This window comes from Shewanella sp. SM55 (genome assembly GCF_025654025.1).
In the GTDB taxonomy this organism is placed as follows: Bacteria; Pseudomonadota; Gammaproteobacteria; order Enterobacterales; family Shewanellaceae; genus Shewanella; species Shewanella oncorhynchi.
In genome coordinates this window covers 623255-646557 of record NZ_JAKKRS010000001.1, presented here as the reverse complement: position 1 = coordinate 646557, position 23303 = coordinate 623255, and the positions used below count along the sequence as shown (strand labels likewise).

19 protein-coding genes are annotated in these 23303 nt (G+C 44.7%); 10 read left to right on the top strand and 9 right to left on the bottom strand.

The window, feature by feature from the left end; translation table 11 throughout:
• Positions 1-6: 6 nt before the first annotated feature.
• Complete coding sequence (locus L5L91_RS02800) at positions 7-1860, top strand: M1 family metallopeptidase (RefSeq protein WP_263235632.1); 1854 nt, start codon at positions 7-9, stop codon at positions 1858-1860.
• 1016 nt (positions 1861-2876) lie between these two features.
• Here L5L91_RS02800 and L5L91_RS02795 read toward each other — a convergent pair.
• The gene (locus tag L5L91_RS02795; protein WP_263180919.1) at positions 2877-3362 is read right to left on the bottom strand and encodes a glutathione peroxidase; all 486 of its coding nucleotides are present in this window, start codon (positions 3360-3362) and stop codon (positions 2877-2879) included.
• Between the two features lie 151 nt (positions 3363-3513).
• On the opposite strand from L5L91_RS02795, the gene L5L91_RS02790 reads away from it, so the two are divergent.
• The 3 genes from L5L91_RS02790 (at position 3514) to L5L91_RS02780 (ending at position 6200) form a co-directional block, all read left to right on the top strand.
• Positions 3514-4884, top strand: coding sequence for a magnesium transporter (locus L5L91_RS02790; protein ID WP_028760672.1), 1371 nt, complete (start codon positions 3514-3516; stop codon positions 4882-4884).
• Between the two features lie 91 nt (positions 4885-4975).
• Positions 4976-5494, top strand: coding sequence for a GNAT family N-acetyltransferase (locus L5L91_RS02785; RefSeq protein ID WP_263235631.1), 519 nt, complete (start codon positions 4976-4978; stop codon positions 5492-5494).
• A gap of 166 nt (positions 5495-5660) precedes the next feature.
• A complete protein-coding gene (locus L5L91_RS02780) occupies positions 5661-6200 on the top strand; it encodes a YfaZ family outer membrane protein (protein WP_028760670.1) in 540 nt (179 codons plus the stop codon).
• A gap of 60 nt (positions 6201-6260) precedes the next feature.
• Here L5L91_RS02780 and L5L91_RS02775 read toward each other — a convergent pair whose 3' ends face one another.
• Positions 6261-7112, bottom strand: a complete 852-nt coding sequence (locus L5L91_RS02775; RefSeq protein ID WP_168823280.1) for a DMT family transporter — start codon at positions 7110-7112, stop codon at positions 6261-6263.
• A gap of 245 nt (positions 7113-7357) precedes the next feature.
• Between L5L91_RS02775 and L5L91_RS02770 the strand changes: the two genes are divergently transcribed.
• Positions 7358-9031, top strand: coding sequence for a diguanylate cyclase (locus L5L91_RS02770; protein WP_263235629.1), 1674 nt, complete (start codon positions 7358-7360; stop codon positions 9029-9031).
• Between the two features lie 182 nt (positions 9032-9213).
• Positions 9214-9432 (top strand): hypothetical protein, encoded by a 219-nt coding sequence (locus L5L91_RS02765; protein ID WP_263172322.1) that lies wholly within the window; start codon positions 9214-9216, stop codon positions 9430-9432.
• Positions 9433-9474: 42 nt separating this feature from the next.
• Here the strand turns inward: L5L91_RS02765 and L5L91_RS02760 are convergent, their stop codons facing one another.
• The 5 genes from L5L91_RS02760 to L5L91_RS02740 form a co-directional block, all read right to left on the bottom strand.
• A complete protein-coding gene (locus L5L91_RS02760) occupies positions 9475-12597 on the bottom strand; it encodes an NAD(P)-binding protein (RefSeq protein ID WP_263235627.1) in 3123 nt (1040 codons plus the stop codon).
• Positions 12598-12834: 237 nt separating this feature from the next.
• Positions 12835-12996 (bottom strand): hypothetical protein, encoded by a 162-nt coding sequence (locus L5L91_RS02755; RefSeq protein ID WP_006080915.1) that lies wholly within the window; start codon positions 12994-12996, stop codon positions 12835-12837.
• Between the two features lie 288 nt (positions 12997-13284).
• Positions 13285-14676 carry an RsmB/NOP family class I SAM-dependent RNA methyltransferase gene (locus tag L5L91_RS02750; protein ID WP_263235626.1) on the bottom strand — a complete coding sequence of 464 codons (1392 nt, stop codon included), beginning with the start codon at positions 14674-14676 and terminating at the stop codon, positions 13285-13287.
• Between the two features lie 235 nt (positions 14677-14911).
• On the bottom strand, positions 14912-15580 hold the full coding sequence (locus L5L91_RS02745) for a glutathione S-transferase family protein (RefSeq protein WP_173245951.1): 669 nt from the start codon (positions 15578-15580) through the stop codon (positions 14912-14914).
• Between the two features lie 78 nt (positions 15581-15658).
• Positions 15659-16285, bottom strand: coding sequence for a glutathione S-transferase family protein (locus L5L91_RS02740; RefSeq protein ID WP_263235625.1), 627 nt, complete (start codon positions 16283-16285; stop codon positions 15659-15661).
• 196 nt (positions 16286-16481) lie between these two features.
• Here L5L91_RS02740 and L5L91_RS02735 point away from each other — a divergent pair, with 196 nt between their 5' ends.
• Entirely contained in the window at positions 16482-17078 is a 597-nt protein-coding gene (locus tag L5L91_RS02735) for a TetR/AcrR family transcriptional regulator (RefSeq protein WP_263160715.1), read from the top strand.
• A gap of 92 nt (positions 17079-17170) precedes the next feature.
• Here L5L91_RS02735 and L5L91_RS02730 read toward each other — a convergent pair whose 3' ends face one another.
• Complete coding sequence (locus L5L91_RS02730; protein WP_028760663.1) at positions 17171-17884, bottom strand: DUF2461 domain-containing protein; 714 nt, start codon at positions 17882-17884, stop codon at positions 17171-17173.
• Between the two features lie 378 nt (positions 17885-18262).
• On the opposite strand from L5L91_RS02730, the gene L5L91_RS02725 reads away from it, so the two are divergent.
• Entirely contained in the window at positions 18263-20482 is a 2220-nt protein-coding gene (locus L5L91_RS02725) for a TonB-dependent receptor (protein ID WP_263235624.1), read from the top strand.
• Between the two features lie 134 nt (positions 20483-20616).
• The gene (locus L5L91_RS02720; protein ID WP_011790067.1) at positions 20617-21180 is read left to right on the top strand and encodes a PhnA domain-containing protein; all 564 of its coding nucleotides are present in this window, start codon (positions 20617-20619) and stop codon (positions 21178-21180) included.
• A gap of 98 nt (positions 21181-21278) precedes the next feature.
• Here the strand turns inward: L5L91_RS02720 and L5L91_RS02715 are convergent, their stop codons facing one another.
• Positions 21279-22484 (bottom strand): MFS transporter, encoded by a 1206-nt coding sequence (locus L5L91_RS02715; RefSeq protein ID WP_263235623.1) that lies wholly within the window; start codon positions 22482-22484, stop codon positions 21279-21281.
• 230 nt (positions 22485-22714) lie between these two features.
• Here L5L91_RS02715 and L5L91_RS02710 point away from each other — a divergent pair, with 230 nt between their 5' ends.
• Positions 22715-23293 carry a MarR family winged helix-turn-helix transcriptional regulator gene (locus tag L5L91_RS02710; RefSeq protein ID WP_263235622.1) on the top strand — a complete coding sequence of 193 codons (579 nt, stop codon included), beginning with the start codon at positions 22715-22717 and terminating at the stop codon, positions 23291-23293.
• Positions 23294-23303: the final 10 nt, after the last annotated feature.

The window sequence follows — 23303 nt, the reverse complement described above, 5'->3', positions numbered from 1 at the left end:
GCGACAGTGTTGCAACCAACTAAGAGTACATTAGCTGATGTAGCCCCTTGGGATTTAACCCGAGATTACCATTCTTTTGCGAATACCGAACAAGTGCAAGTGACCCATGTCTCTTTGGATGTCATGGTGGATTTTGACGCGCAGCGTCTTTTCGCTAAAGCGACGCTGTCCTTGGATTTTCTTGAGTGTGATGTAACAGAGCTTTGGCTTGATAGTCGAGATCTAACCATACTCGCTGTGACTTGTTTTAATGCTACAGAGGGGGTGAATGCATTAACAGAAATGGATGAAGAACCGCTCGACTTTGTGCTTAATGAAGCTGACCCCATACTCGGGCAAAAATTGTGTATCACGTTACCAGAATCTCCATGCAAGCAGGTTTGTATTCACTATCAAACCTCGCCGTCCGCCCAAGGATTACAGTGGCAAGCGCCTGAGCAAACCGCGGGTAAACAGTTACCTTACCTCTTTAGTCAATCGCAACCGATCAATGCCCGCAGTTGGATCCCATTACAAGATACGCCTAAGGCGCGGATCACTTTTGATGCTAAGGTGCAAGTGCCCAAAGGCATGCGCGCCGTTATGAGCGCGATGAATCATCCCGATACGCCACTTAATGGTGTGTTTCACTTTGAGATGGAACAGCCTATTCCGACCCATTTAATGGCCTTGGCTGTGGGTGATATTGCCTTTCAAGCGATAGGTCCAAGATGCGGCGTGTATACCGAGCCGAGCATGTTAGTGGCCGCCACAAAAGAGTTTGAAGATACTGAGCACATGCTCGACGTTGCCGAGTCATTGTTAGGTCCTTACGTATGGGGCCGCTATGACATGATTATCTTGCCGCCGAGTTTCCCATTCGGTGGAATGGAAAATCCGCGTTTAGCCTTTTTAACGCCCACACTCATTGCTGGTGATAAAAGCTTAGTGTCAACCGTTGCCCATGAGTTAGCGCATTCTTGGACGGGTAATCTGGTCAGTAATGCGACTTGGCGTGATCTCTGGTTAAACGAAGGTTTCACGACCTATTTTACTAACCGTATTGTCGAGGCTGTCTACGGCAAAGAACAGGCAGAATTAGAATGGGTAATAGAGTTTGGTCGCTTAAAAGAAGAAATAGCGTTTTTGCCTACGGGTAAGCAAACTTTACCCGCTAATGTGCAGCAGGACGATCCTAATCTTGCCTTTAATCGTTTTACTTATGATAAGGCTTCGATGTTTGTCCATGATTTAGAGCGTAGGCTAGGGCGAGTAGAGTTTGATAAATTTTTACTCACTTATGTGAATCATTTTGCGTTTAAAGCCATTACCACCGAAGTGTTTGTCGAGTACGCAAAACAAACTTTATTGCAATTACACGCAGATAAAATCACTGAAGCTGAACTATTAACGTGGATTTATGGTGAAGGCTTACCTAAGGGCTATTGCGGACCAACATCTATGAGTTTAGATAAAGTCGATGATGCGCTGGCGTGTTTTCTACAGGGAACAGCAGCGGGTCGGTTAAGCGTTAAAGATTGGCGAGTGCACCATTGGCAATATTTTCTGACCCAATTACCTGAAGTTGTTAGTCAAGTTCAATTGATGGATCTGGATGAAACCTTCCAATTAACCCAATCGACTAATGCAGAAATTGCCTGTGATTGGTTTCGAGTCGCGATTCGTAATCATTATGATCCTGTGTTGCCGGCATTAAGTGCCTATTTAGTGCGTATTGGACGCGGTAAATTTGTGCGGCCACTCTATGCTGAGTTACAAATTGCGGGATATCACTCTGAATTAAAAGACATCTATACAAAGGCGCGTGCAGGCTACCATCCTTCGATTCAAGTTCAATTGGACAAATCACTCAGCTTATAGAAATTTAGGTAAAAAAATGGCAACCTATGGGTTGCCACAAAGAAATCAGTGTGGGATACAAATAGAATTCAATGCGCTAGCGTGTTTTCTATTGTGTCCCAAAAGGGAGATGATGATGAACGACCAACCAATTCGACTCAATGCGATAAAACAGAAACTGTGTCATTTGAGTGCATGAAACTGCGACTTCACATATTTCATTCTCAAGGTGCATTTAATCTTATCCGTTAATCCTTACCTATACTCAGAGTCGCCATTTTTAATTAAGTTCACTGATATCAGAAAAAAATCTCAAAAAGTTTCAAAAAGATTTTCTGGGACATTTTTCTGGGGAATACTGAGTACTCGCACTTAAGTGTTACATTTGTTTTACATTAAAATCATGGGGATAAAAAATTAAATGCGTGCCAGATTTATTAATCTATGAGCTAGCGTTAGCGCTTGTTGAAATTTGAGCAAAAAAAATGGCAACCTAAGGTTGCCACAAGGAAATCAGTGCGGGATACAAATAGAATTCAGTGCGCTAGCGTGTTTTCTATTGTGTCCCAAAAGGGAGATGATGATGAACGACCAACCAATTCGACTCAATGCGATAAAACAGAAACTGTGTCATTTGAGTGCATGAAACTGCGACTTTACATATTTCATTCTCAAGGTGCATTTAATCTTATCCGTTAATCCTTACCTATACTCAGAGTCGCCATTTTTAATTAAGTTCACCGATATCAGAAAAAAGACAAAAAAAGTTTTTGAGAGATATTGAGTGCCCATACTTAGTTGTTACATTTATTTTACATATAAATAAAGGGATAAAAAAAGGCAACCTAATGGTTGCCTAATGACCTATTCCTAGGTCAAGGGGACTGCGCTAGAAGCCCCAGGGAGATGATGAACATGAAAAAGACATTCACTGTTCAATACATTTGAGGGGCCTTGTACGGTTAAAGTTCCATAAAAAATTTAAAATAAATCTAAATTTTTATAAACTGCAAGATTTCAAATAGATAGTGATTAAATTATTTTAGCAAAGCAGCAATTTTACTTTCTAATGCTTCGGGTTTGGTCGTTGATGCAAATCTTTCGATTGCTTCGCCTTGGCGATTAACTAAAAATTTAGTGAAATTCCATTTGATACCTTGAGTGCCTAATACGCCGGGAGCGGCTTTCTTAAGGTATTGATAAAGTGGATGGGTATGTTCGCCATTCACTTCTATTTTAGAAAATAGCGGAAACGTCACGCCAAAATTCAATTCGCAAAAGGCTTGAATGCCTTGTTCATCGGCTTTTTCTTGGGCGCCAAATTGATTGCAAGGAAAGCCCAAAATCACTAATCCTTGATCTTTGTATTTTTGATATAGCGTTTCTAATCCTTTGTATTGCGGTGTAAATCCACATTCACTGGCGGTGTTGACGATTAAGAGTACTTTGCCTCGATACTGCTCTAAACTTACCGCGTTGCCTTGAATGTCTGTTGCTGATTGGCTGTATATATTCGTAGTCATGTTCACCTCCGTAGGATCTTAGCCAAACAGCATAAACCTTAAAATAATTTTCAGCAATATAATTGCGCGCAATTTATTTTGTGGGTTTGCTAATTTACTTAATTATCAATATAGTTACAGCAATTTTGTGGCTAAAGAAAAGGGCATCTGTGTGATAGAAAATGACGCAGAATACGAAACAAACATGCAAGCTGATGTGGGGCAAGTAGTTCAACAACTCACTGAAGTTGAAGGCGAAGAACAGGCTGAAGTGTTTAGTGAAATTCTGAATGACTCAGAACCTGGAACCATAGCCTTAGCGCTTGAGTCCTTGCCCTTGGATGAGCGTTATGAGCGTTGGCAGCAAGTTGAATTTGCTGACAGAGTGACTGTGCTGAGCCTAATGCGTGCCGATCCACGTATGGGGATCCTGAAGCGGATGCCTGACAATGAAGTGGATCTGTTATTTGCGCAATTAAGCCCAGAAGATTTAATTGAGTGGAGTGATTATCTTCCTGAAAGTTTTACCGATCGTGCCTTGGCTCAGATGGGAGAGCGTCAGCGACAACGATTCGAACTTTATGATCAATACTCTGAGAATGAAATCGGCCGTTATACCGATCATCAAATGTTGGTGCTCAGTGATAAGGCGACAGTTGCTCAAGCGCAGCGCTTCTTTCGCCGTATAGAGCTCGATTGTAACGACAATTTGTTTATCGTTGATGATCTGGATAAGTATCAAGGTACTGTTCGTCGTTATGATATTTTTAAACATAATCCCGATGAGTTATTGATTTCACTTTTGTCTGAGGACTGCCGTGCGTTATCCGCCGATACGAGTCTTTTGGAAGCGGCCGAAGCGATAGAGCACAGCCGCGAAATTGAATTGCCTGTGATTGATGAGTCCGGAGAGTTAATCGGTCGTGTGACGCTAAGAACCGCAACGGCATTAGTGCGTGAGCATTATGAGGCGCAGTTGATGGCAACAGCGGGTATGGATGAATCCGACGACTTGTTCGCCCCGATTATGAAAGGTGCTCAGCGCCGTGCTGTATGGCTTGGGATCAATTTACTGACGGCTTTCCTTGCCTCAGCGACCATTGGTTTATTTGAAAATGTCCTATCGCAAGTGGTTGCATTAGCTGTGTTGATGCCGATTGTTGCTTCTATGGGCGGCATCGCGGGGAGCCAATCTCTAACGCTAATGATCCGCGGCATGGCCATGGGACAGATTTCGGCGGGTAACTTGTTTTCGCTAATGAAAAACGAACTCGGCATTGGCATAGTTAACGGATTTTTGTGGGCGATAGTGATAGGTTTAGTCTCTGGCTGGTGGTTCGGTGAAGCGACGATAGGTATAGTGATTGGCTGTGCGATATTGATTAATATGGCCGTTGCCGCTATTGCTGGGGTGATAGTGCCTATGGTGTTGCAGAAGTTTAATCAAGATGCGGCGTTATCGGGTTCAGTGATCTTAACGACTGTGACCGATGTGGTGGGGTTCTTTACTTTCTTAGGTATGGCGACGTTGTTATATCTGTAGCGTGGGCTCTTGGGTGAGTTTGGAAGATGAATGCACGGCAATTTGGTGTGCATTCAGCGTATGTTGGGAACATTAACGGTTTAATCTGGATATGAATAACATTCAGTTTGTTATAGGTGAAAAGCCGGAAGAATTAGCGCTGGCGGCACAATTAATTGATGGGCGTGATGATAATGCTCATCCGTTGGATCATCAGGTCTTTTTCCATTCCCGTGCGGTGATCTTAGCGAAAACTATCGAGGGTGAGATAGTGGGTTGTGCTGCGATAAAAGCTGGTAAAGGCACTGTCGATAAAGGCACTGTCGGTGAACTGGGTTATCTGGTGGTGTCGCCCCATTATCGGCGTCAAGGCATAGCACAAGGTTTAACGCAAAAACGTATCGAAGTGGCTAAGGCTTTGGGGATCTTGATTTTATACGCCACTATTCGCGCCGAGAACACGTCGAGTCAAGCTAATTTATTGAAGGCTGGTTTTCAGTTTTGGCGTAATTATTTGAGTATCCGTGGCACGGGAAATACTGTGGGTTGGTATTACTTAGCTTTAAGCGTTAATGTCGATGCTGAAGCGATAATGCAGTCTTTAGTTGACGATCGTACCCCGGCGGTCTAATTGTGTTGTAAGTGAAAAGACTTAGATCTTAATGTGTTTTCATCTTGTTTTACATTTGTATATTACTCGCAAATAATCCCTCATTATACGCAAATAGGCTGATTTTCTTTATTTATTCGGTATGATCCGCGGCTATTACCCACAGTCATTATTGAGGTGTTTTTTTATGGCTAAGTTCAGAGTAGCAAGTGTCTTATTATTGAGTGCAGCAGCGCTGCAAGTGAATGCGTCAGAATTTAATCTTGGGTTGAACAACGATGTGGTTTCAACTGAGTTAGAACTGCAATTGAACAAAGATACTAACGCAGTTTTGGGTTATATCTATGCGGATGAAGGCGGCCATATCGCTCAAGGTGCAATGCACATGACCCATGATGCGGGTGTGCATCACTTTGAGGTCGGTGCTCAGTTAAGCCAGCTTTGGTCTGACTATTCACCCAATGGCAGTGCCGTTTCTGTTGGCGGTCGTTATGCACTATCAATGGGACCCAATATTTCACTGCACGCCGCGGCTTACTATGCACCGTCTGTATTGTCATTTGGCAATGTTGATGGTCATTATGAATTAGACTCAAAAGTGCAATACCGTATAACGCCAAACATGGCACTTTATGTTGGTTACCGCAAGATTGCCTTCGAATATGATGATGCCCGCAATTTTACTTTCGAAGATGGTGTGTATATTGGCGGTAAATTCCGTTTCTAAAACAAATCGTTTTGATCTCGCTGCGTTAACTTAGCAGTCGATGTAAAGAGCCGGCCGAGGTTAACTTCGCCGGCTTTTCCATTTCGCCTTTAGCTCACTGTAGCTTGGTAATATGGATGAGAAAATGACCAATCCAATCCCGATTAAAATCACTAGGCTGAGTTCTTCATCGAGTATCCACCAGCCTAACAAGGCTGCAAAAATCAATCCTGTATATTCTACTGGTGCCATTTGGCTCGCATCGGCACGTCGATAGGCATGGATGATGAGATAGGTCATGGCAATGTAAAATAGTCCCAAAGTCAGCCCCACTTGCGCCACTGGTAAACTAAATTCGGCGCCTTCGTATAAGGTCGCAGGTATCAGAAATATCATCGCAAAGGCATTAGACCAAAAGAGCATGGAAAAAGGATGTTCATGGGTCGAATAGGCCTTTAAAATCAAACTATTCAACGCTGATGTCATGGCACCGAAAAAGGCTAAACCTATGTACAGGTTAAATTCTGTTGGTTGGCTGATAAGCAAAATGCCGCTAAAGCCGATAAGACCTGCGACCGTGCGTCGATAACCAATACGTTCATTTAAAAAAATGGCCGATAGTACTAGCAGTAACAAGGGTGAGGTATAAATCACTGCTGTTACTGTTGCGAGCGGAAGATGCAGAATAGCAAGCATAAAAATGGCGTTGCCCAGTCCAATCAATAGTGCGCGGGCGAGATGCACTTTGTAAAAAGGACTCAGTTTAAGATTACCCTGTAAGTGCCACACAAAAGGCAGTACAAGCAGAGTGGCAAATAATTGCCTGTAGAGCACCAGTTGAAAAACAGGCACATTGGTTTCAAGCAACTTAACCAATAGGTTACCGCTGGCAATCAGTAGTTGTGCGGCTAAAATCATCAATAGAGGCTGCATAGGATCCCAGCAAAAATAAGTCAGTATTAAGGTGTATCTTGAATTTCATGCCGCAGTTTGGACTTTGAGACTAAAATAGCATCATAAGGCATGGTATATCCGACTAATTTAGCCTAACTGATTGTAAAAAACTAAATGTAGCCATAAAGTTAATCTACAAATCCAACTATCGACTAAGATTGACAGCATTAGCATTTTCTTCATAGCTGTAAAAATGATCTATGGCCCTTTAACTAAATAAGCCGATGAACAAACTTAAACAAACTCTATTTGGGTGTTTTTTACTTTTATTGTGGACATTAAGTCCCTCTGTATTAAGCGCTGAAATTGCGTTGGACTCCCCGTATTTGTTCCATGCTAAAGCGGATCAACAGCCTCCTGATCGGTTTGAAACCGTGCCCCATTGGATGGGACAACTCGACGAAGCTAGTTCGGTCAGCTTAACCGGTGGCGATTATTGGATGATTACACCTGTGATGGTCAATCAACGTCAATCAAACTGGGTAGTGGATGCAAGTAATTCGATTATTGAATCCGTAGATTATTGGATACTCGGCAGTGACGGCAGCGTACAACATGCCCACAGTGGCTACAGTGCTCCATACCAGTTTTTATTCGATTATGGCCGTAAGGTCACCTTGAATATGGGCACGGATTATTGGCTGGTGGTGAAGCTGAGTAGTCGTTATTACTCATCTCCCCCTGAGATAGCTTTGCAAAGTGTGGCGGATCATCAACTTATGTCTGACCGTCTCGCAATGGCAGTGCTGCTATGTTTAGGCGGCTTATTGTTTATCGCCTTATATAATATTTTGATTTATATCTCTATTCTTGATAAAGCCTTTCTCTACTATGGCCTTTACGTATTTGCTTATTTTGGTGGCTGGGCACTGACTTTCCATTTGCCCGCACACTTATTTAATTTTCATTACCTTGAGTTGCATCATCTGTTTTTCATCAGTTTGCCCATTTTTAATATCATGTTTTACAAGCACTTCCTGCAGTTGCCTAGTTACTCACCGCGGCTGTGGCGTCTTAGTCAGTATTTAATGTTTGCCTGTATTGTGGCTCTGCCGACCAGTATTTGGTTGTTGTCCTATACGGCAATTATTGCCTCTGTACTGATCATGCTATGGATTGCTTTAGCAATTACCTGCGGTAATGTGTGTTTGATGAAAGGCTTTGCTCCTGCGCGTTATTTTATTCTTGCCTTTACTTGCTTGCTGTTGCCTGCGGTGATTATTTTACCCGGAAATATGGGGCTCACTCCCGATTTCATTGAACATGCAGAGCTTGCGACTCTGATGGGCGGTACGGCTGATGCGTTATTACTGTCCTTAGCGTTAGCGAATAAGCTGAAATTACTTGCTGAGGAACGTAAGGCGCATATTGAAGAGTTAGCGATTGCATGGGAAAAGGCACGTTTAGATGGATTAACGCGAGTCGGTAATCGTTATGCCTTTGACGAATATATGAACTCACAATTAGGATTTGCCGATAAAGTCGTGCAACCGATGGCGTTAGCACTATTGAATATCGATAGTCTGAAAAGTGTCAATGAAACACTCGGCCATCAAGAAGGCGATAGATTATTGCTGTTGATAGTGCAGTTATTGCAAGCAACAGACTTAGCGCACATGAAGGTTTATCGTATTAGTGGTGACGAGTTTGTGATTGTGACGCCTTCTGCTGGTATCCAGTTATTACAGAGTGCTTTGAGTGGCTTAGGTGAAGAATTAGCAAGCCATGGTTTTAAAGATTGTCAGTGTAGTTTTGGGATGTCGTTAAACACTGAGGTCGCAGATCCCCATGAGTGGTTGCGTTCTGCTGACACTCACTTATATCAATCGCGTATGGATAAGCGTCGTCAAGAGTATGCAGATACTCGCGGTGTCGATGTGAGGCTACATTTAAGCTAGCTATTGAAAAAGTTAAAATAATCGTTTTATACCAATCACATTAAATAGCTAATCAGTTCAGAGCCTCACAGGCATCTCAATCCAAGGCGCATTGACGCAGAAATGGTTATTCCCTTTTAAGTCAATACAACACGGGAGTGGGATACCTGTGAGGCTCCCCAAGGGCTGCTGATGTTTACTACATGGCAACGCCCTTTATACTGCGTTTAAGGCTTTCGACAGAGCACCACTATGCCTTCAAGCCTTCGCCTTGTCTAAAGCGCGTTGAACTCCCGCTGAATGAACTGATATTTAATACGATTGGTATTATTAGAACATTAGAAAACATAAATGGCGCAGAATTTATCTGCGCCGTTTATGTATTTATCTTAGATTTATTAGCTTCATTTTGCTTGGACTGAGCAGTGTCCAAGTTTGCGACTTAGCTAGATTTAAGGACGAGCTTAGAAGTCTTTTTCGCCCTTAATCACCGCAGGATGACCTGATATCGCTTTTGATGTGTGCATTCCCGCCATCGTCGCCGCTTCGACGCAGCCCGCATTAAGGCCTGTCTTTATCCAATCGCCCGTCATATACAGGTTATCTATCCCTGTGCCATCTGTCGTGATGCGATACTGCGAGCTGTCTTTAACCGATAAGACATAACGCTCGGATGGGTCTACATTTGCGCGCCAATATTGGCTATCGAAGCGGGCAACTCCTTGACGGCCTTGTTCATCGTGTAACCATTCCCAAGGGAAGCTATCACCGACATTTTGCCAAAGTTTATGGATTTCGGTATTGAGTTGATGGATAGCACCCGCTTTAGCTTCTAAGGTTTTCTGTTGTTGGAAATCTACATCCGAGCTTGGTGGATAGGCCTCGACAGGCAATGCCGAGCAAAAGTAACTGGCATTTTTAGGTTCTAAGCCGCGCCAATCTTCTTTGTCTAGCAGTTGGTTCATCGATGCCCAAGTATCGAAGGGGTCGGTGAAGCCCGATAATACGGGCTCCTCGCTATCTTCAGAGTAATTAGGCCAGCCTATCCCATTCAGATCTTGGTTCATCCACAGTTGATAGGCTTGAGTGGCGACAGTTTGCACCTTATCAACGCAAAGCTTGAGGGCTGGGCTTTGTGCCATGACTTCACTCGCCACGTGGGGCACAGAACCTATGGATAGACCGAAGATCACTTTGTCGAAATCTACGCCTTTGACTAAACGCTTTTTCGGCAGGGCTTTGCCAAAGTGAGTTTCATACACGCTGTCCCAATCGCTCCAGAAGTGTTCAAGATTGATATTATGGGCTTTAAGCAGTGCCGATTGCTCAGGCTCAAGCTGCTCATAATTGGGCGTACTCGGCCAGCAAGCGAGACCTTTCACATCGACTAAAGGATCGTAGTTTGTGACAGTCGGCGCCAGAGCTACTTGCTCAGTGATCTCAATCGCTTGAATACTTTGATTACGGCATTCGAGATTATCAACTCGATTGAAGTAGTGGAAATTGACTCCGCGGCGTTTGAGCACTTCGTAAAAAGGTGTAAACACAACATCACCCATGCCCGCCTGCATTTTCCACATCACGCCACCTTGATAGCACAGGGCAATACGCAACATAGCGCGGATAATTGTGCCCGCTTCGACATTAGGTTTGTCGAAGTTGCCTTTCTCATAGGCAAACACTAAGTCGTAAAAACCGCGCACTGGCGCACTGTCGACTGTGTACTTAAGGCTGGCGCCGTGTTTGGTTAACCATTCGCGATAATCATAGCCATTGATGGCGTCAAAGCCTTTTTCAAACACATCGTCGGCAAACATGCCCTTGAGGATCGTGAGCCCCAGATCGGCGGCTATATATAAGTGGCGCAGTTCGTCATTATTATCTAAATGTCCGCTAAAACGTTTCACGAGTCTTTGATGCAGGGCATCGACAGCTGATTCTACAAGACCATCGTCACTTTCACTGTGTACATGCTCATCGCACTCGCGGCCAATCATTTGATTGAAATGGCATTCAAGCTTATCACTGAGCGTGTCGAGTGATTCTTTGGCATCTTCGACTGAATCCTCTAACTTATCTTTTAAACGTTCAAACCAGCTGCTATCGAGCCAGTTTTTAGGTGTTCCCATGGCTTTTTCATCTGCATCGAGCAGGTCATCCATGTCTTTGAGCCATTCCTTTATCCACGCAAAGGCGACTTTAACGACTTTCCAGAAGGTGAGGGTTTCGGTGCCATCACCTGGGATGCCTGGTAGCATTGGGAAAGTGATTGGCCAACTCACAGAACGGCCATCAACTTCTTCCTGTAAGACGATGAAGTTATGGGGTTTAAAGGCATCAAAAAAAGTCGCAAGCGGCGCGTTTGCTGGCCTATCCAATTCCTCATACGCTTTACGCATTAAGGCAAACGCGTTTTGATAGAAACCAAACCAGATGTGTAAACCATGTTCTTCGATGCGTTGCCCCATAGCGGCATTGCGGCCACTTGCCCCTTTACCACCGATACGCCAGCCGAGTTGATAGACATCAATCTCATATTGATTCTGCCAGCCGGGTTTGTCGGTTAGATAACAGGCTGCGGTCATTGCCGCGACACCGCCACCGAGAATGGCTATTTTCTGTTTTTTGATTTCGGAGTTATCGACTAATACTTCGCCGGGCGGCACTTCAAAATCGAAGTTCACATGGTAAGGGAGTAAAACGTGCTGCTCACCAATCTCGACCCCGAGCGTATCTTTTAACGGGAAGCTGGCATTATCAAAAATGGTCGCGACAAAATCATTTTTTAGCAGGGCAACACTGTGCACTTTATTCACTTGGGCTGGCGCGGCAACGATGGCTTGATAAATGGCTTTTTGCCCTGACGAGTCGGGGAACTGTTTTAGAAATACTTGATCGATAGCGGGTTTAAATAACAGATGAAATAGCTGCTCTTCGCCAAGCTGGTCAAGTTCTGGAATAAAATCGGTTTGTTCTTTAAAGAGTTGCCAAGTTTGAGCTATCGCTTCAAGGGTTGAAAGCTGTGCCTCGGGTTTGGCATCGCAATTCACTTCAATTAATGGATGCAGGGCAAGTTCGGTTTCGGGTGAGAAATGTAAAAAACTTTTGGTCTCAAGGGATAATCGCGTCAGAGGCTCGCCAACCGCTGGCATAGTGTATTCACATAAATACTTAGGATAACCAAAGAGTTCTCTGCCATTAATTAAGGCCATGGCATCGTTCACCCAAATGTGTAGCGGCTGAAAATACACTTGGCTGATTTGTTTACTGTCGCTGCTATCTTGGCGCCCGATCATGACCCAAGTGATGATGTCCGTTTCTTGGATCCAGCCCTTAGCTCTGTCCTCTGGATAAGCGGAATACGCTTTTTCAATTTGAGTGAAGGTTGTCAGTACGTAGGGAGACAGCACCTTAAAATACATTGCGCTGCCGGCAACTTGATTCAGGGTTTTATCGATAGAGCGTTGCAGGTTTTCCCGTTTCCCCTTAAGAAAAAAACCGTACATATCGGCTTTATTTAGCACTAAGGGCGAGTGCATCAACATACTGCCTTGGGGATAAATAAAGTCGGGGCGCTGTTTTTCCATGGCGTTCATCCTTAAATTTCAGTGTAAGTCCAATGATTTGGGAGTTATAGCCCAAAAAGCATAGGGCAAATAAGCAATTAAGCCCATTGATTTTACACTGGAATGATTAAGTATTTGAGAGGGGATAACGGAGTTGAGTAGCAAGTTGGATATTATCCAACTTGCTCAGATTTGGCAGGTTTAGCACAGAACGAATTTGTAAAACAAACCCGTGATAGCAAGGGTACTTAGATTTAGTTACTTCGATTTATTTTGGTAGAAATCCACCTCTGTATTATCGTCCGAGTAACGTCGCTTAGTATCTCTGCGGCGCTGTTTCACGCGTTTATTCTTTTGCTTACCTTTGACGTTATCGCCCCATGGCGCATCATCGTCGTCAAATTCATAGGAGTGTGACATGGTCAAAATTCCAAAAATACCTGTGCCATTCGCAGCACCCGATCTTTTTACCCAAAGGTGAGATGAAGCTAAAGCGAAATATTTCATCACTGATGGTGAAAAGTTTTGTCCAAAGGCTATATCTTGCCACTGAAATGGCCGTATCTGAGATTTCAATGGGGAATATGTGGATTATCATTATGATAATTAAAGGATAAGTGTAATTATCGTCGGAAATTATATTATATGATTGAAACTGGCGCCCAGAATGAAAGGCGCCAAGTTTTGATACAAAATAATGAGTTAGTGTTACTTGACGCGCAGCATACGCGCGACAAACATACCATCACTATTCGCTTCAAAGGGCCATACGGTCAACATTTCTGTTTGTTCACCCGTAAAAGGATGGCGTATCGGCGTGAGCGTGAACTCTGGATGTTGCTGTAAAAATGCTGTCACCACGTCTTGGTTCTCGAGCGGCGACAAGGAACACGTGGCGTAAACGAGGATGCCGCCCACTTTAACTGCGCGGCTACTACGGCTTAAAATATCGAGCTGTAACGCGGCTTTATCGGCCACGGCTTCAACACCATCCAACCAACGCATATCAGGATTACGTCGCCAAGTGCCAGTACAACTGCACGGGGCATCGACTAACACACCGTCGAAATGATCCGCTGGCACGGGGAGGGCATCGCTCTTCCAACGGGCAACGCTAATACCGTTAAAGTGAGCTCTTTGGGCGCGTTTAGTCAGTTCTTCTAGGGCATTGGAGCGAATATCTGACGATATAATGCTGCCCGTAGAGGGTGTTTGAGTATCAGCAGCCTTGGTCAGCATCAAAGACCGCAGCTGCAGGGTTTTACCGCCGGCGCCACTGCAGGCGTCCCACCAATGGGCATCGGGTTCTGGCGCGCAAATTTGCCCTATGACCTGTGAAGCCAAATCTTGGATCTCAATGTTGCCGTCTTTATACAGGGCGATTTCATTAAGATTCATACTCTTGCTGCTAAGGTTAATGGCATCGTTAAAGTAATGACCATAACTAGCATCGATACCTATCGTTTTCAGCTGCGCCGCCGCATCTTGGCTCGTGATCCCTTGCGCGCGTCCCCAAATCGGCGGGCGACTGGACATAGCTTCAATTAATTGCGTTTGCTGAGCCGCATCAACAGGGCACACTTGCCAGAACCAGTCGGGTAATAAATCCTGTGATTTAAGCTTAGCCGCGGGAAATAAATGCTGCATTAGCGTGAGTTTGTCGTCGAGACTGTCAACGGCAAGTGCTTGAGCCTGTTGATAATCGATAGGCGACTGCGATAACTCATGCCAAGCAGTGGCGATATCTTGCCAAGCATGGGCTTCCAATAACGCACTGGCACTTAGGCTGGCAAAATAAGTCGCTGATTCTTGTTGATCGCCTAATCGCTGAAACCAACCCCACCAGCGAAATAGACTAAACAAAGATTCACGGATGACTTTACGATCCTTCGAGCCGTGTTTTTTATGTTCTCTAAAGTAGTTGGCCAGAATACGGTCGGCGGGCATTTTACTGCTTTGAATTTCATCGAATAATTGCTTAATTGTACTGGCGTAACTGAGTGCACGTTTTTGCGCTGGAGTGCTCGCCTCTGCATCTAACGCTGACGATGTGTTTGAGTTGGATGCTTTACCGGAAGAGAAGCTGCTTGGATTACCCATAAATTTAGCCTAGATCATGCTTCTGTGACTGCGCCTTATGTAAGAGGTGTAGCGAACAGAGGGGAAAAATAAGTGGCGCAGAGTGTAGCAGTTTTGCCCGATAACAGGCAGAAAAAAAGCCCCAAAGTAGTATCAACTTGCAGGGCTTTTTGTGGTTGGGTCACTGAGACTCATAGTGCATTCAGTACCAAAGGGTTATTTGCAGGCTATCGCTCAATTACCGCTTGGAAGGTGATTATTTCGTCACCATCTTTTGGATTTGCTTAGCCCGTTCTTCATCACTCATTTCCACCGGTGGTGGCGTGACTATGCCTTTTTGGCACGCGGGTCTGAGTGCTAATTCATCTAACCAACGTTGCAAATGTGTCAGACCTTCCATATTGATGCCGCTCCACTCGTGGATCCGCACCCAAGGCCAAGTTGCGATGTCGGCAATCGTGTATTCGTCACCAGCAAGGTATTGATTTGTAGCTAGTTGAGTATTCATAACCTCGAATAAACGTCGACCTTCTTTTTGATAACGTTCTATTGCTGCAGGGATTTTTTCAGGGAAGTACCTAAAGAATACGTTGGCTTGTCCCATCATGGGGCCGACGCCGCTCATTTGGAACATTAACCATTGGATCACCTGTGAGCGCTTTTTAGGATCGGCTGGCAGGAATTTACCTGTTTTTTCGGCTAGATACAGCAGAATCGCACCTGATTCGAATACCACAAAATCCTCGTTATCGCGGTCGATAATGGCGGGAATGCGACCATTGGGATTAATGGCAATAAACTCGGGCTGTTTTTGCTCACTGGTACTGAAATCTAATTTATGGACGCGATATTCAAGTCCCATTTCTTCCAGTGCGATGGAAATTTTAAAACCGTTAGGGGTCGCGGCTGTGTATAAATCTATCATGATGATTCCTTAAGGTTATAACGCTTATAGCTACTCACTTTAGTACCCATGAATATTCATCATCAGGCATTAGCGCCGCTATTTTTTAGGGGTTAACGATACTATGGCAGGACGCTGCGTCATAGTGTTGAACCAAGCCTTGAGATGCGGCAAGTTATCAGCCACTTCGATGTCTAAATTTTTAATAAAACTGATAAAAACGTAAGCCGAAATATCGGCAATACTGAATGCATCGCCTGCCACAAAGGCTGACGTGTTCAATTGTTGGTCTAAGGTTGGTAGGAAGTCAATGACCCTTTGGCGTGATTCTGCGCCCCAAGACTCGACACAATTTTCCCTGTCTTTATAGACACAGCTTAAATTACGAAAGGCTTGAAACCCGACCATTAATCCTTGTAACTCTATGATGCGTTGCCACATTTCTACTTTGGCGCGCTCAAGCGGTGTATTACCAAACAGTGAACGCTCACTCGGGTGGATTTCGTCTAAATAGCGGCAAATGGCAACAGATTCACACAGGTAACTGCCATCATCGAGTTCGAGCAGTGGAATGCGGCCATTTACACTTTTGGCTTTAAACTCAGCGCTTAAATTCTCGCCTCCACGGATATCGACGTTCACTCTTGGCACTTCTATGCCTTTTTCTGCAAGAAAAATACTGACGCGGCGTGCGCTGGGAGTCGGAGCTAATTCGTAGAGTTTCATCTAAAGTCCTGTAGTTTTTATCAGTGCTTTATGCTCGATTTGAGCATATAAGGCTTTAACGGAACGATCGGTTAGGTTAGAATTTACGTCATATCTAAACGATCAGTCAAGAATGATTTACCCCTCAACTTTCTGTAGTAAAGAGGAATGGTGAAGCTGATCGTGAACGCGTATTCAAGAGATTAGGTCGCAGGCTATGGCACGGAGTTGTAATTTTGATCGGCAAGAAAAACTCATATTGGCGATGGAGCTTTTTTGGCAAAAGGGCTTTGCCGAAACCTCGATTTCCGATCTCGTCGGCCATTTAGGCATTAATCGATTTAGTCTCTATAACAGCTTCGGCGACAAGCAGAATCTTTATCGCGAGTGCCTCAGTTTCTACCTCGATCACTACTCCTTTGGCGCTTCAGATACTTTGCTGCATGAAAAAGCGGGCTTAGCTGAAATAGAAGCTTATTTAGCGCGCTTTGTTGCTTTGCAGCGGGAGCAAAAGTATGGCTGTTTTATGCAAAATGCTGTGCTCGAAAAGAGCCTTAACGATGAAAGTGTGCTGCAGGAATGTCAGCGATTATTTTGTCGATTACAGACCTCATTCACCCAAGTGTTACAAGTTTGCCAAGCGCGTGGAGAGCTATTAGCCCATGTGCAACCACATCAAGTTGCTGCTTTTTTAGTGCTGCAATTACAAGGGATTAGAGTGTTAGGCAAGGCGGGCGAATATGAGTTGTTAGACAATGCGTTTGTTGTATTGCAAGACTATTTACGTAGTTTGAGTGCTAATCAGACTGCATAACTGCAAATGACATAGTTTGATTGGCCTAGGTTTTTGCCTAGGCCATGTTTTTAGAAATCTATTTTTAAAAGTTTATTTCTAAAAGCCTATTTCTAAAAGTCCAAGTCCAGCGCAAAACACAGATAGGCCATCAGTTGAGTACAGTGTGCAAATTGCTCGGCACAAAAACTGGCTGCATCTGGGCGGCAGAGTTCCTCAAAGGCGATATTTTTAACTGCGATAAAATCTTTTCGTTTTAGCTCTATCAGCATAGGGTGGTTTTTATCAAATCCCTTTGGTGGTCGAGTTAAGCTATCGCCATCCATATTAAATCCATGACTTTGTAAGGTTTGTAGCGCCTTTTTATAGCCGTTGGGATTCTCATCGATACAAGTGCGAATGGCATTTAAGGCTTTCGATTCTGGGTGCCAAATCCCTGCGGCAATAAAACAGCCATCTTCGGCAATGTGTAAATATAGTCCCGGCGCATGCACGTCTTTGCCCTGAAAATGGCGAAATTGAATGCCAACATTGGTTTTATAGGGCGTTTTATCTTTGCTAAAACGGCTGTCTCGCTGGGGACGCATCAAGCTGCCGCCGACTTTTTTTGGTACGGCAGTGAGCCTAGGCGAGAGGGCGAGAATACTGGGCTGCATTTGCTCGATAAATTGCAGCGCAGGCGTTCGCACTGTTTCTTCGTATTCCGCCTGATGGGCTTTAAACCAGTCGCGGGAGTTGTTTTGTGCCAGTTGATTTAAAAATTGCAGGCTTGCCGTGCTGAATGTTGCACCAGTCGCGATGGGGATTTTAGTTGTTAGAGTGGCCATTATCAGGGAACCTTATTAATGCAGATAAACCGAGCACAAGCAGTATTAATGCCGATTGAGGAGCAAGGTGAGTTGCTGACATATCCTCCCGTATCGCCCGTCCGTTCTTACTCACGATAGTTAAAACACGATAGTTAAAACACGATAGTTAAAACACGATAGTTAAAACACGATAGTTAAGACTGCCAAGTTGGGTGCCAATACTGCCATCCTTCGGCAAGATCTTCACTTAAATTTTTGCATTGTGCCGCTTCTACCTTGTTTTCAATAAGTCGGTTATTTACACGTAAAGCTAAGTGAGAACTATTCTTATCTTGTTCGTTAGTGCCTATAATGCCGCCCTATTTTTAGATTGGTTTGTTAATAGGATGACGTTGAATGGGTTGCCTGCCTAAATGTGATAAGTGGAAAGCGAATAGAAATCTGTCGCTCATGGGATTATGTATATTGTCCTCAATGCCGTTGTACGCCGCAGAGGTATTGGGCGAGCCTAAGGTTGAGCCGATTGAGATCCTGCAGGTTCATGGGCAGCAATATCGCAGGGCCATCACAGTCGCTAAACCCGGTGAAGCGATTATTTCCATGGATCAAATCGAGGAGATGCAGGCGACAACTTTCGCCGAAGTGATCGATGATATGGCTGGGGCGCATATCGATGGCGGTACCCGCAGTGGAGGTGAGCGGATTAATATTTGGGGCTTTGGCGAGACTGAAGATTTTAACGTTTATGTGGATAATGCTCCGGTGGGATTTGAGCAGTATCGCTACGGCTCATTTTTCCTCGATCCTGACCTCATCAAGCGAGTGGAAGTGATTAAGGGGGCCCATGATGTGCGCTCGGGCAATGGGGGTTTTGGTGGTGCCATGTATGTGGTCACTAAATCGGCCGATGATTTTCTTAAATATGATCAATCACTTGGCGCGCGGGCCAAAACCAGCTACGCCAGCAATAATGACGCTATGGGTTATACGGGGACAGTTTATGGCCGCGTGAATTCACATCTATCTGGCTTGCTGCATCTTACGCGTCGCGATGCGGGGGATGTCACTTTAGCCAATGGTGAAGAGTTTGAATATTCAGGTTATGAGCAAAATAACTACCTAGGTAAGATGGATTACGCGCAGGGCGATCACCAATTAGCCTTGAGCGTGACCCATTATCTTGATGAGGGCCGCAAACCTTGGGCTAATCGCCGTGGCCCTATGCCTGCAATTTCGGACTACAACATCAAAAAGTACGGTTCCTACGAGCAGGCTTTGTATGCCACAACCGCCTACAACACCTATGAAGATAACACTTGGTCGGCTAATTATCGCTATTCGCCGAGTAATCCCCTGATCGATACCCAAGTGGTGATTTCCCATTCGGCGAATGCACGCCACTGGGTAAGACCCGATATCGCGTGGGAGAAAATGACGGTTTCCGTAGGCAACTTCGGTCACGAATCTTGGCTAGACTATAAACGTGACTACATTGATATCAACAACTTGAGCTTGATTGGCGATCATGAGATCACCACAGGATTACAGTACCGTAGTCTTGACCGCACTTCGTTAGTGTTTAACAAAAGTTATGAAACAAATCCCGAGAAAAACTTTGGCTGGTACACACCTTACTACCAACCTGAAGGCCGTCAAGATACCTATGCTGCCTATATTCGCGATGCAATTCATCTTACTAATGACTTAACTGTGACTCCCTCGCTGCGATATGACTTTATCTACAGCATAGGTCGACCCAATATTGCACCGGATTACAATGATATTGCTGCTGGCCATGATTATAGCTCAACCCATCATTCGGGGTTCTCACCAAGATTAGGCATAGATTATCAACTGACAAATCACGCTCGGTTAAACTTTGATTACGCTTATAGCTTGCAAGCCCCTGTGGTGGATGAGATTTATGCCGTGCAATACGCTAAAGCCAGCATTACTGGTACGAGTCGCGACATTGATGTCGAACGCTTACATGCCTTCAAATTAGGCCTAATGACGCAGCATCAGCATGTACTTGCCAATGAGGATGCTTTGTCGACGCAAATCACCCTGTTTGCCAATTTAGGTCGTGATGATATTGCCCAGCGCCGTGGGGCTAAGTCTGATAAAACCCAGTTAATTCAAAGCGGTTACACCAATCTTGATGGTTACCATATTTACGGTGCTGATTTTGAAGCCCAATATCGCTATCAAGATGTGTTCAGTGATCTTGCGGTTTCATGGCTGCAAGGACAGCACAATGGGTCACTCAGAGACAGCCAAGATGACGATGAATATTTAGCTAACATAGCCCCGCTCGATATTCGTTTGCGTTTAGGCATGTATATCACAGATGACATTTCTATCGCTTGGCAGGGCGCTTGGTATGATGCGCAAACCAATGTTCCCCACGGTGATATCTTTAATGCCGAGTCGCCAAGCGAGAATTATTTCCTACAGAATGTGTATCTCGCCTATGAACCTCAAGCCATCTTAAAGGGATTAAGTGTGCGTTTGATGGTAAAAAATCTTACGGATCTGCAAGTGGTGCCGTTTCTCTCCGATGGGATACCCGCCGCAGGGCGTGATGTTCGTTTGAGTTTAGCCTATGAATTTTAAAGACTAATCACCAAGGCTGTGTGGACTAGGCATATATAGCTCATAAAAAATAGGGTTATATTGCCTCAGCCCCCTGCCGAAAAATGCCAGTTTATGGCATAATCCGCGTTTTACTATGCATATAGAACAGAAAAATGACTGAAAATGAATTGCTAAGTCGCTGTGGCGGCAAGTGTGAACTGTGTGGCAGCGAGCTTGAACTCTCTATTTATGATCTGCCAGCCTCCGATGGCCGTGACAATGAGATCATGATTTGTGAAACCTGCAGTGGCCAAATTGCGGCACCGGATACCATGGACATGAACCACTGGCGTTGTCTGAATGACAGCATGTGGAGTCCTGTACCGGCAGTTCAAGTGATGTCATATCGTATGCTTAAGCGCTTAAATGGCGAAAGCTGGGCGCAAGATTTGCTGGATATGCTTTATCTTGAAGACGATTTAAAAGCGTGGGGTGATGCCGAAGTTGCCGCAGCAGGTGACGATGCGACGCCAACGTTAGACAGTAATGGTGCAGTGCTCAATGCTGGCGATACTGTGGTCATCATCAAAGACTTAAACGTGAAAGGCACTAGCTTTGTGGCTAAGCGTGGCACAGCTGTGCGTAACATTGCTTTGACCAACAACCCAGAGCATATCGAAGGCCGTGTTAACGGGACTCGTATTGTGATTCTGACGTGCTTCGTTAAAAAGTCTTAAGTTTCGCTTAGTGTGAGCGCGATTTATTTAGCTCAACACAATAAAAACCGCCATGATCGTTAGCCGACATGGCGGTTTTTTTATGTTGAGTTAGGTAGTTAAGATACACAGCGGGTGATTTGATATTGGCGTGCATAGCCCTGCGGATTAAATTGCCAAGATAATATCCACGCGATCACACTTAAGCCACCGAGTAATAACCAAGCACTGTTAAAGCTGTTGAAATTATCGCGAATTAATCCGGCAATCCAAGGCGAGATAGCCGCTATGGTATATCCCATACCCTGCACGAAGGCGGTTAATTTACCTGCTAACATGGGATTCTGTTGATGATCCATAGTGACAATCAGCCCGAGTGGAAAAATCCCGCCAATACCTAATCCTGCAAGTCCCGCCCATAAAAATAGCGATACTTGAGGGGCGAGTGCCAGTCCCATAAAGCCAATGAGTTGTAGCAAACAGAGTAGGGCTATGATGGCGCGTCTGTCCGTCGACTTGCTGGCAAGCCAAGGAAACACTAAGCCCGCGATCACTTCCATGCTGGTTAAGAAACCTAACACTAATCCCGATTGAGTTTGGCTATAACCTAGCTCGACCGCGTAGGGGGCTAACCATGCAAGTACGCAGACATAACAACTTGTGCCTAATGCAAAAAATATCGCCAATAGCCAACTGCGACGAAAACGCCAAAAGTTAAGCTGCAAAGCTTGCTCTTTTGCTTGACTCGGTAATGCGGCTTTATGTTTAATCAGGAGCCACAGCACGAGTGCGAATATGCCTAGCCAAGTCCAATGACCTAGACCCGCGCGCCAACCTAAGTTCATCCCGATAAAAGGCGCGCTACTCGCCGCTAATGCGGCGCCGCCCATAATGGCGGTGACGTAAAGCCCCATCATTAAGGGCACCCGTTCACCGAAATTAAGCTTAATCATGGCGGGCATTATGGTTTGAATGAGGGTGATTGCGACTCCAGCCAGTAATGCCGAGCAGATAAGCCAATTGGCATCTATCGCCCAGAAGCGCATTGCAGTAGCGGCGATCAGTAGTAGCAATGATCCTGTCATTACGGTATTGAATCCTAAGCGTTTAGCGATACTAAAGCCTGCAAAACAACCCAGTCCCATGGCGAGCACGGGCAGCAATGTCAGCATAGACGCTAAGGTAAAGCTTAAGCTGATATCCTTTTGTATGCTGGGCAGTAAAGGCCCAACGGAGGCGAGAATGGGTCGTAGATTTAGACCAATAAGGATGAACGCGAGTCCGAGCAGCAATAAATTCGCTTTCTCTGTCTGGGGGGATCGCATGGATTGTCTCCAAAAATAAGCTGAGTTTGATTTGCTGAAAAAGTGATTTGTAGCAGCATTTAGCATACTCATGATGATTTCCTTTCAACAACAGTAGGTTGAAACTACATCACTACAATTCAAAAAGAATCTCTTTCAGATGTATCTTGATATAAAGATATTTTAATTCTGCGAGAAAATGACTAAGATGTAAAGAATGATGTAAAGAATCTTTATATTGAGATAAATCTATGACAGCTAAAATGACGCTAACTAATGCCAGTCCTGCGGATACTAACGCGAGTTCTACGGATACAAAGAAAGCGGATTCGAATACCAAAGAAGATGGCCTCGATAGAATTGTTGAACAGTGGCAACAGCAAGGGGTGACTGAGGATTTGATCCCTATGGCTGTGCTCGGGCGAATCGCTCGTTTAACGAAATATATCGAAGTGGTACTGCTGCAATGCCACGCCGAATTTGGCTTAGGTCAGGGGGAGTTTGATGTGCTCGCGACGTTAAGGCGCTCGGGAGAGCCGTTCACACTCTCGCCTTCGCAACTTTATCAGAGCATGATGCTAAGTTCTGGCGCTATGACCAGTCGTTTAGACAGACTCGAAAATAAGGGGCTGATTGAGCGGGAGCACAGTAAGGAAGATCGCCGCGCCGTCCATGTCTCGTTAACTGCTGAGGGTAAGTCGCTCATTGATAAGGCATTACCTCAGCATATTCAATGTCAAAATGCGTTGTTCGCGGGCGTGAGCGTTGAAGATAGGCCTGTATTACTGCAGATTTTAAAATCTTGGCTGAACCAATTTGAGCCGCAATAATTCGTTTAAA

Excerpts from the sequence above, each read along its gene's own strand:
- L5L91_RS02795 (WP_263180919.1), bottom strand. The coding sequence starts at position 3,362 with ATGACTACGAATATATACAGCCAATCAGCAACAGACATTCAAGGCAAC.
- L5L91_RS02785 (WP_263235631.1), top strand. The coding sequence starts at position 4,976 with ATGAATAACATTCAGTTTGTTATAGGTGAAAAGCCGGAAGAATTAGCG.
- L5L91_RS02780 (WP_028760670.1), top strand. The coding sequence starts at position 5,661 with ATGGCTAAGTTCAGAGTAGCAAGTGTCTTATTATTGAGTGCAGCAGCG.
- L5L91_RS02775 (WP_168823280.1), bottom strand. The coding sequence starts at position 7,112 with ATGCAGCCTCTATTGATGATTTTAGCCGCACAACTACTGATTGCCAGC.
- L5L91_RS02770 (WP_263235629.1), top strand. The coding sequence starts at position 7,358 with ATGAACAAACTTAAACAAACTCTATTTGGGTGTTTTTTACTTTTATTG.
- L5L91_RS02765 (WP_263172322.1), top strand. The coding sequence starts at position 9,214 with ATGGCAACGCCCTTTATACTGCGTTTAAGGCTTTCGACAGAGCACCAC.
- L5L91_RS02760 (WP_263235627.1), bottom strand. The coding sequence starts at position 12,597 with ATGGAAAAACAGCGCCCCGACTTTATTTATCCCCAAGGCAGTATGTTG.
- L5L91_RS02755 (WP_006080915.1), bottom strand. The coding sequence starts at position 12,996 with ATGTCACACTCCTATGAATTTGACGACGATGATGCGCCATGGGGCGAT.
- L5L91_RS02750 (WP_263235626.1), bottom strand. The coding sequence starts at position 14,676 with ATGGGTAATCCAAGCAGCTTCTCTTCCGGTAAAGCATCCAACTCAAAC.
- L5L91_RS02745 (WP_173245951.1), bottom strand. The coding sequence starts at position 15,580 with ATGATAGATTTATACACAGCCGCGACCCCTAACGGTTTTAAAATTTCC.
- L5L91_RS02740 (WP_263235625.1), bottom strand. The coding sequence starts at position 16,285 with ATGAAACTCTACGAATTAGCTCCGACTCCCAGCGCACGCCGCGTCAGT.
- L5L91_RS02735 (WP_263160715.1), top strand. The coding sequence starts at position 16,482 with ATGGCACGGAGTTGTAATTTTGATCGGCAAGAAAAACTCATATTGGCG.
- L5L91_RS02730 (WP_028760663.1), bottom strand. The coding sequence starts at position 17,884 with ATGGCCACTCTAACAACTAAAATCCCCATCGCGACTGGTGCAACATTC.
- L5L91_RS02725 (WP_263235624.1), top strand. The coding sequence starts at position 18,263 with ATGGGTTGCCTGCCTAAATGTGATAAGTGGAAAGCGAATAGAAATCTG.
- L5L91_RS02720 (WP_011790067.1), top strand. The coding sequence starts at position 20,617 with ATGACTGAAAATGAATTGCTAAGTCGCTGTGGCGGCAAGTGTGAACTG.
- L5L91_RS02715 (WP_263235623.1), bottom strand. The coding sequence starts at position 22,484 with ATGCGATCCCCCCAGACAGAGAAAGCGAATTTATTGCTGCTCGGACTC.
- L5L91_RS02710 (WP_263235622.1), top strand. The coding sequence starts at position 22,715 with ATGACAGCTAAAATGACGCTAACTAATGCCAGTCCTGCGGATACTAAC.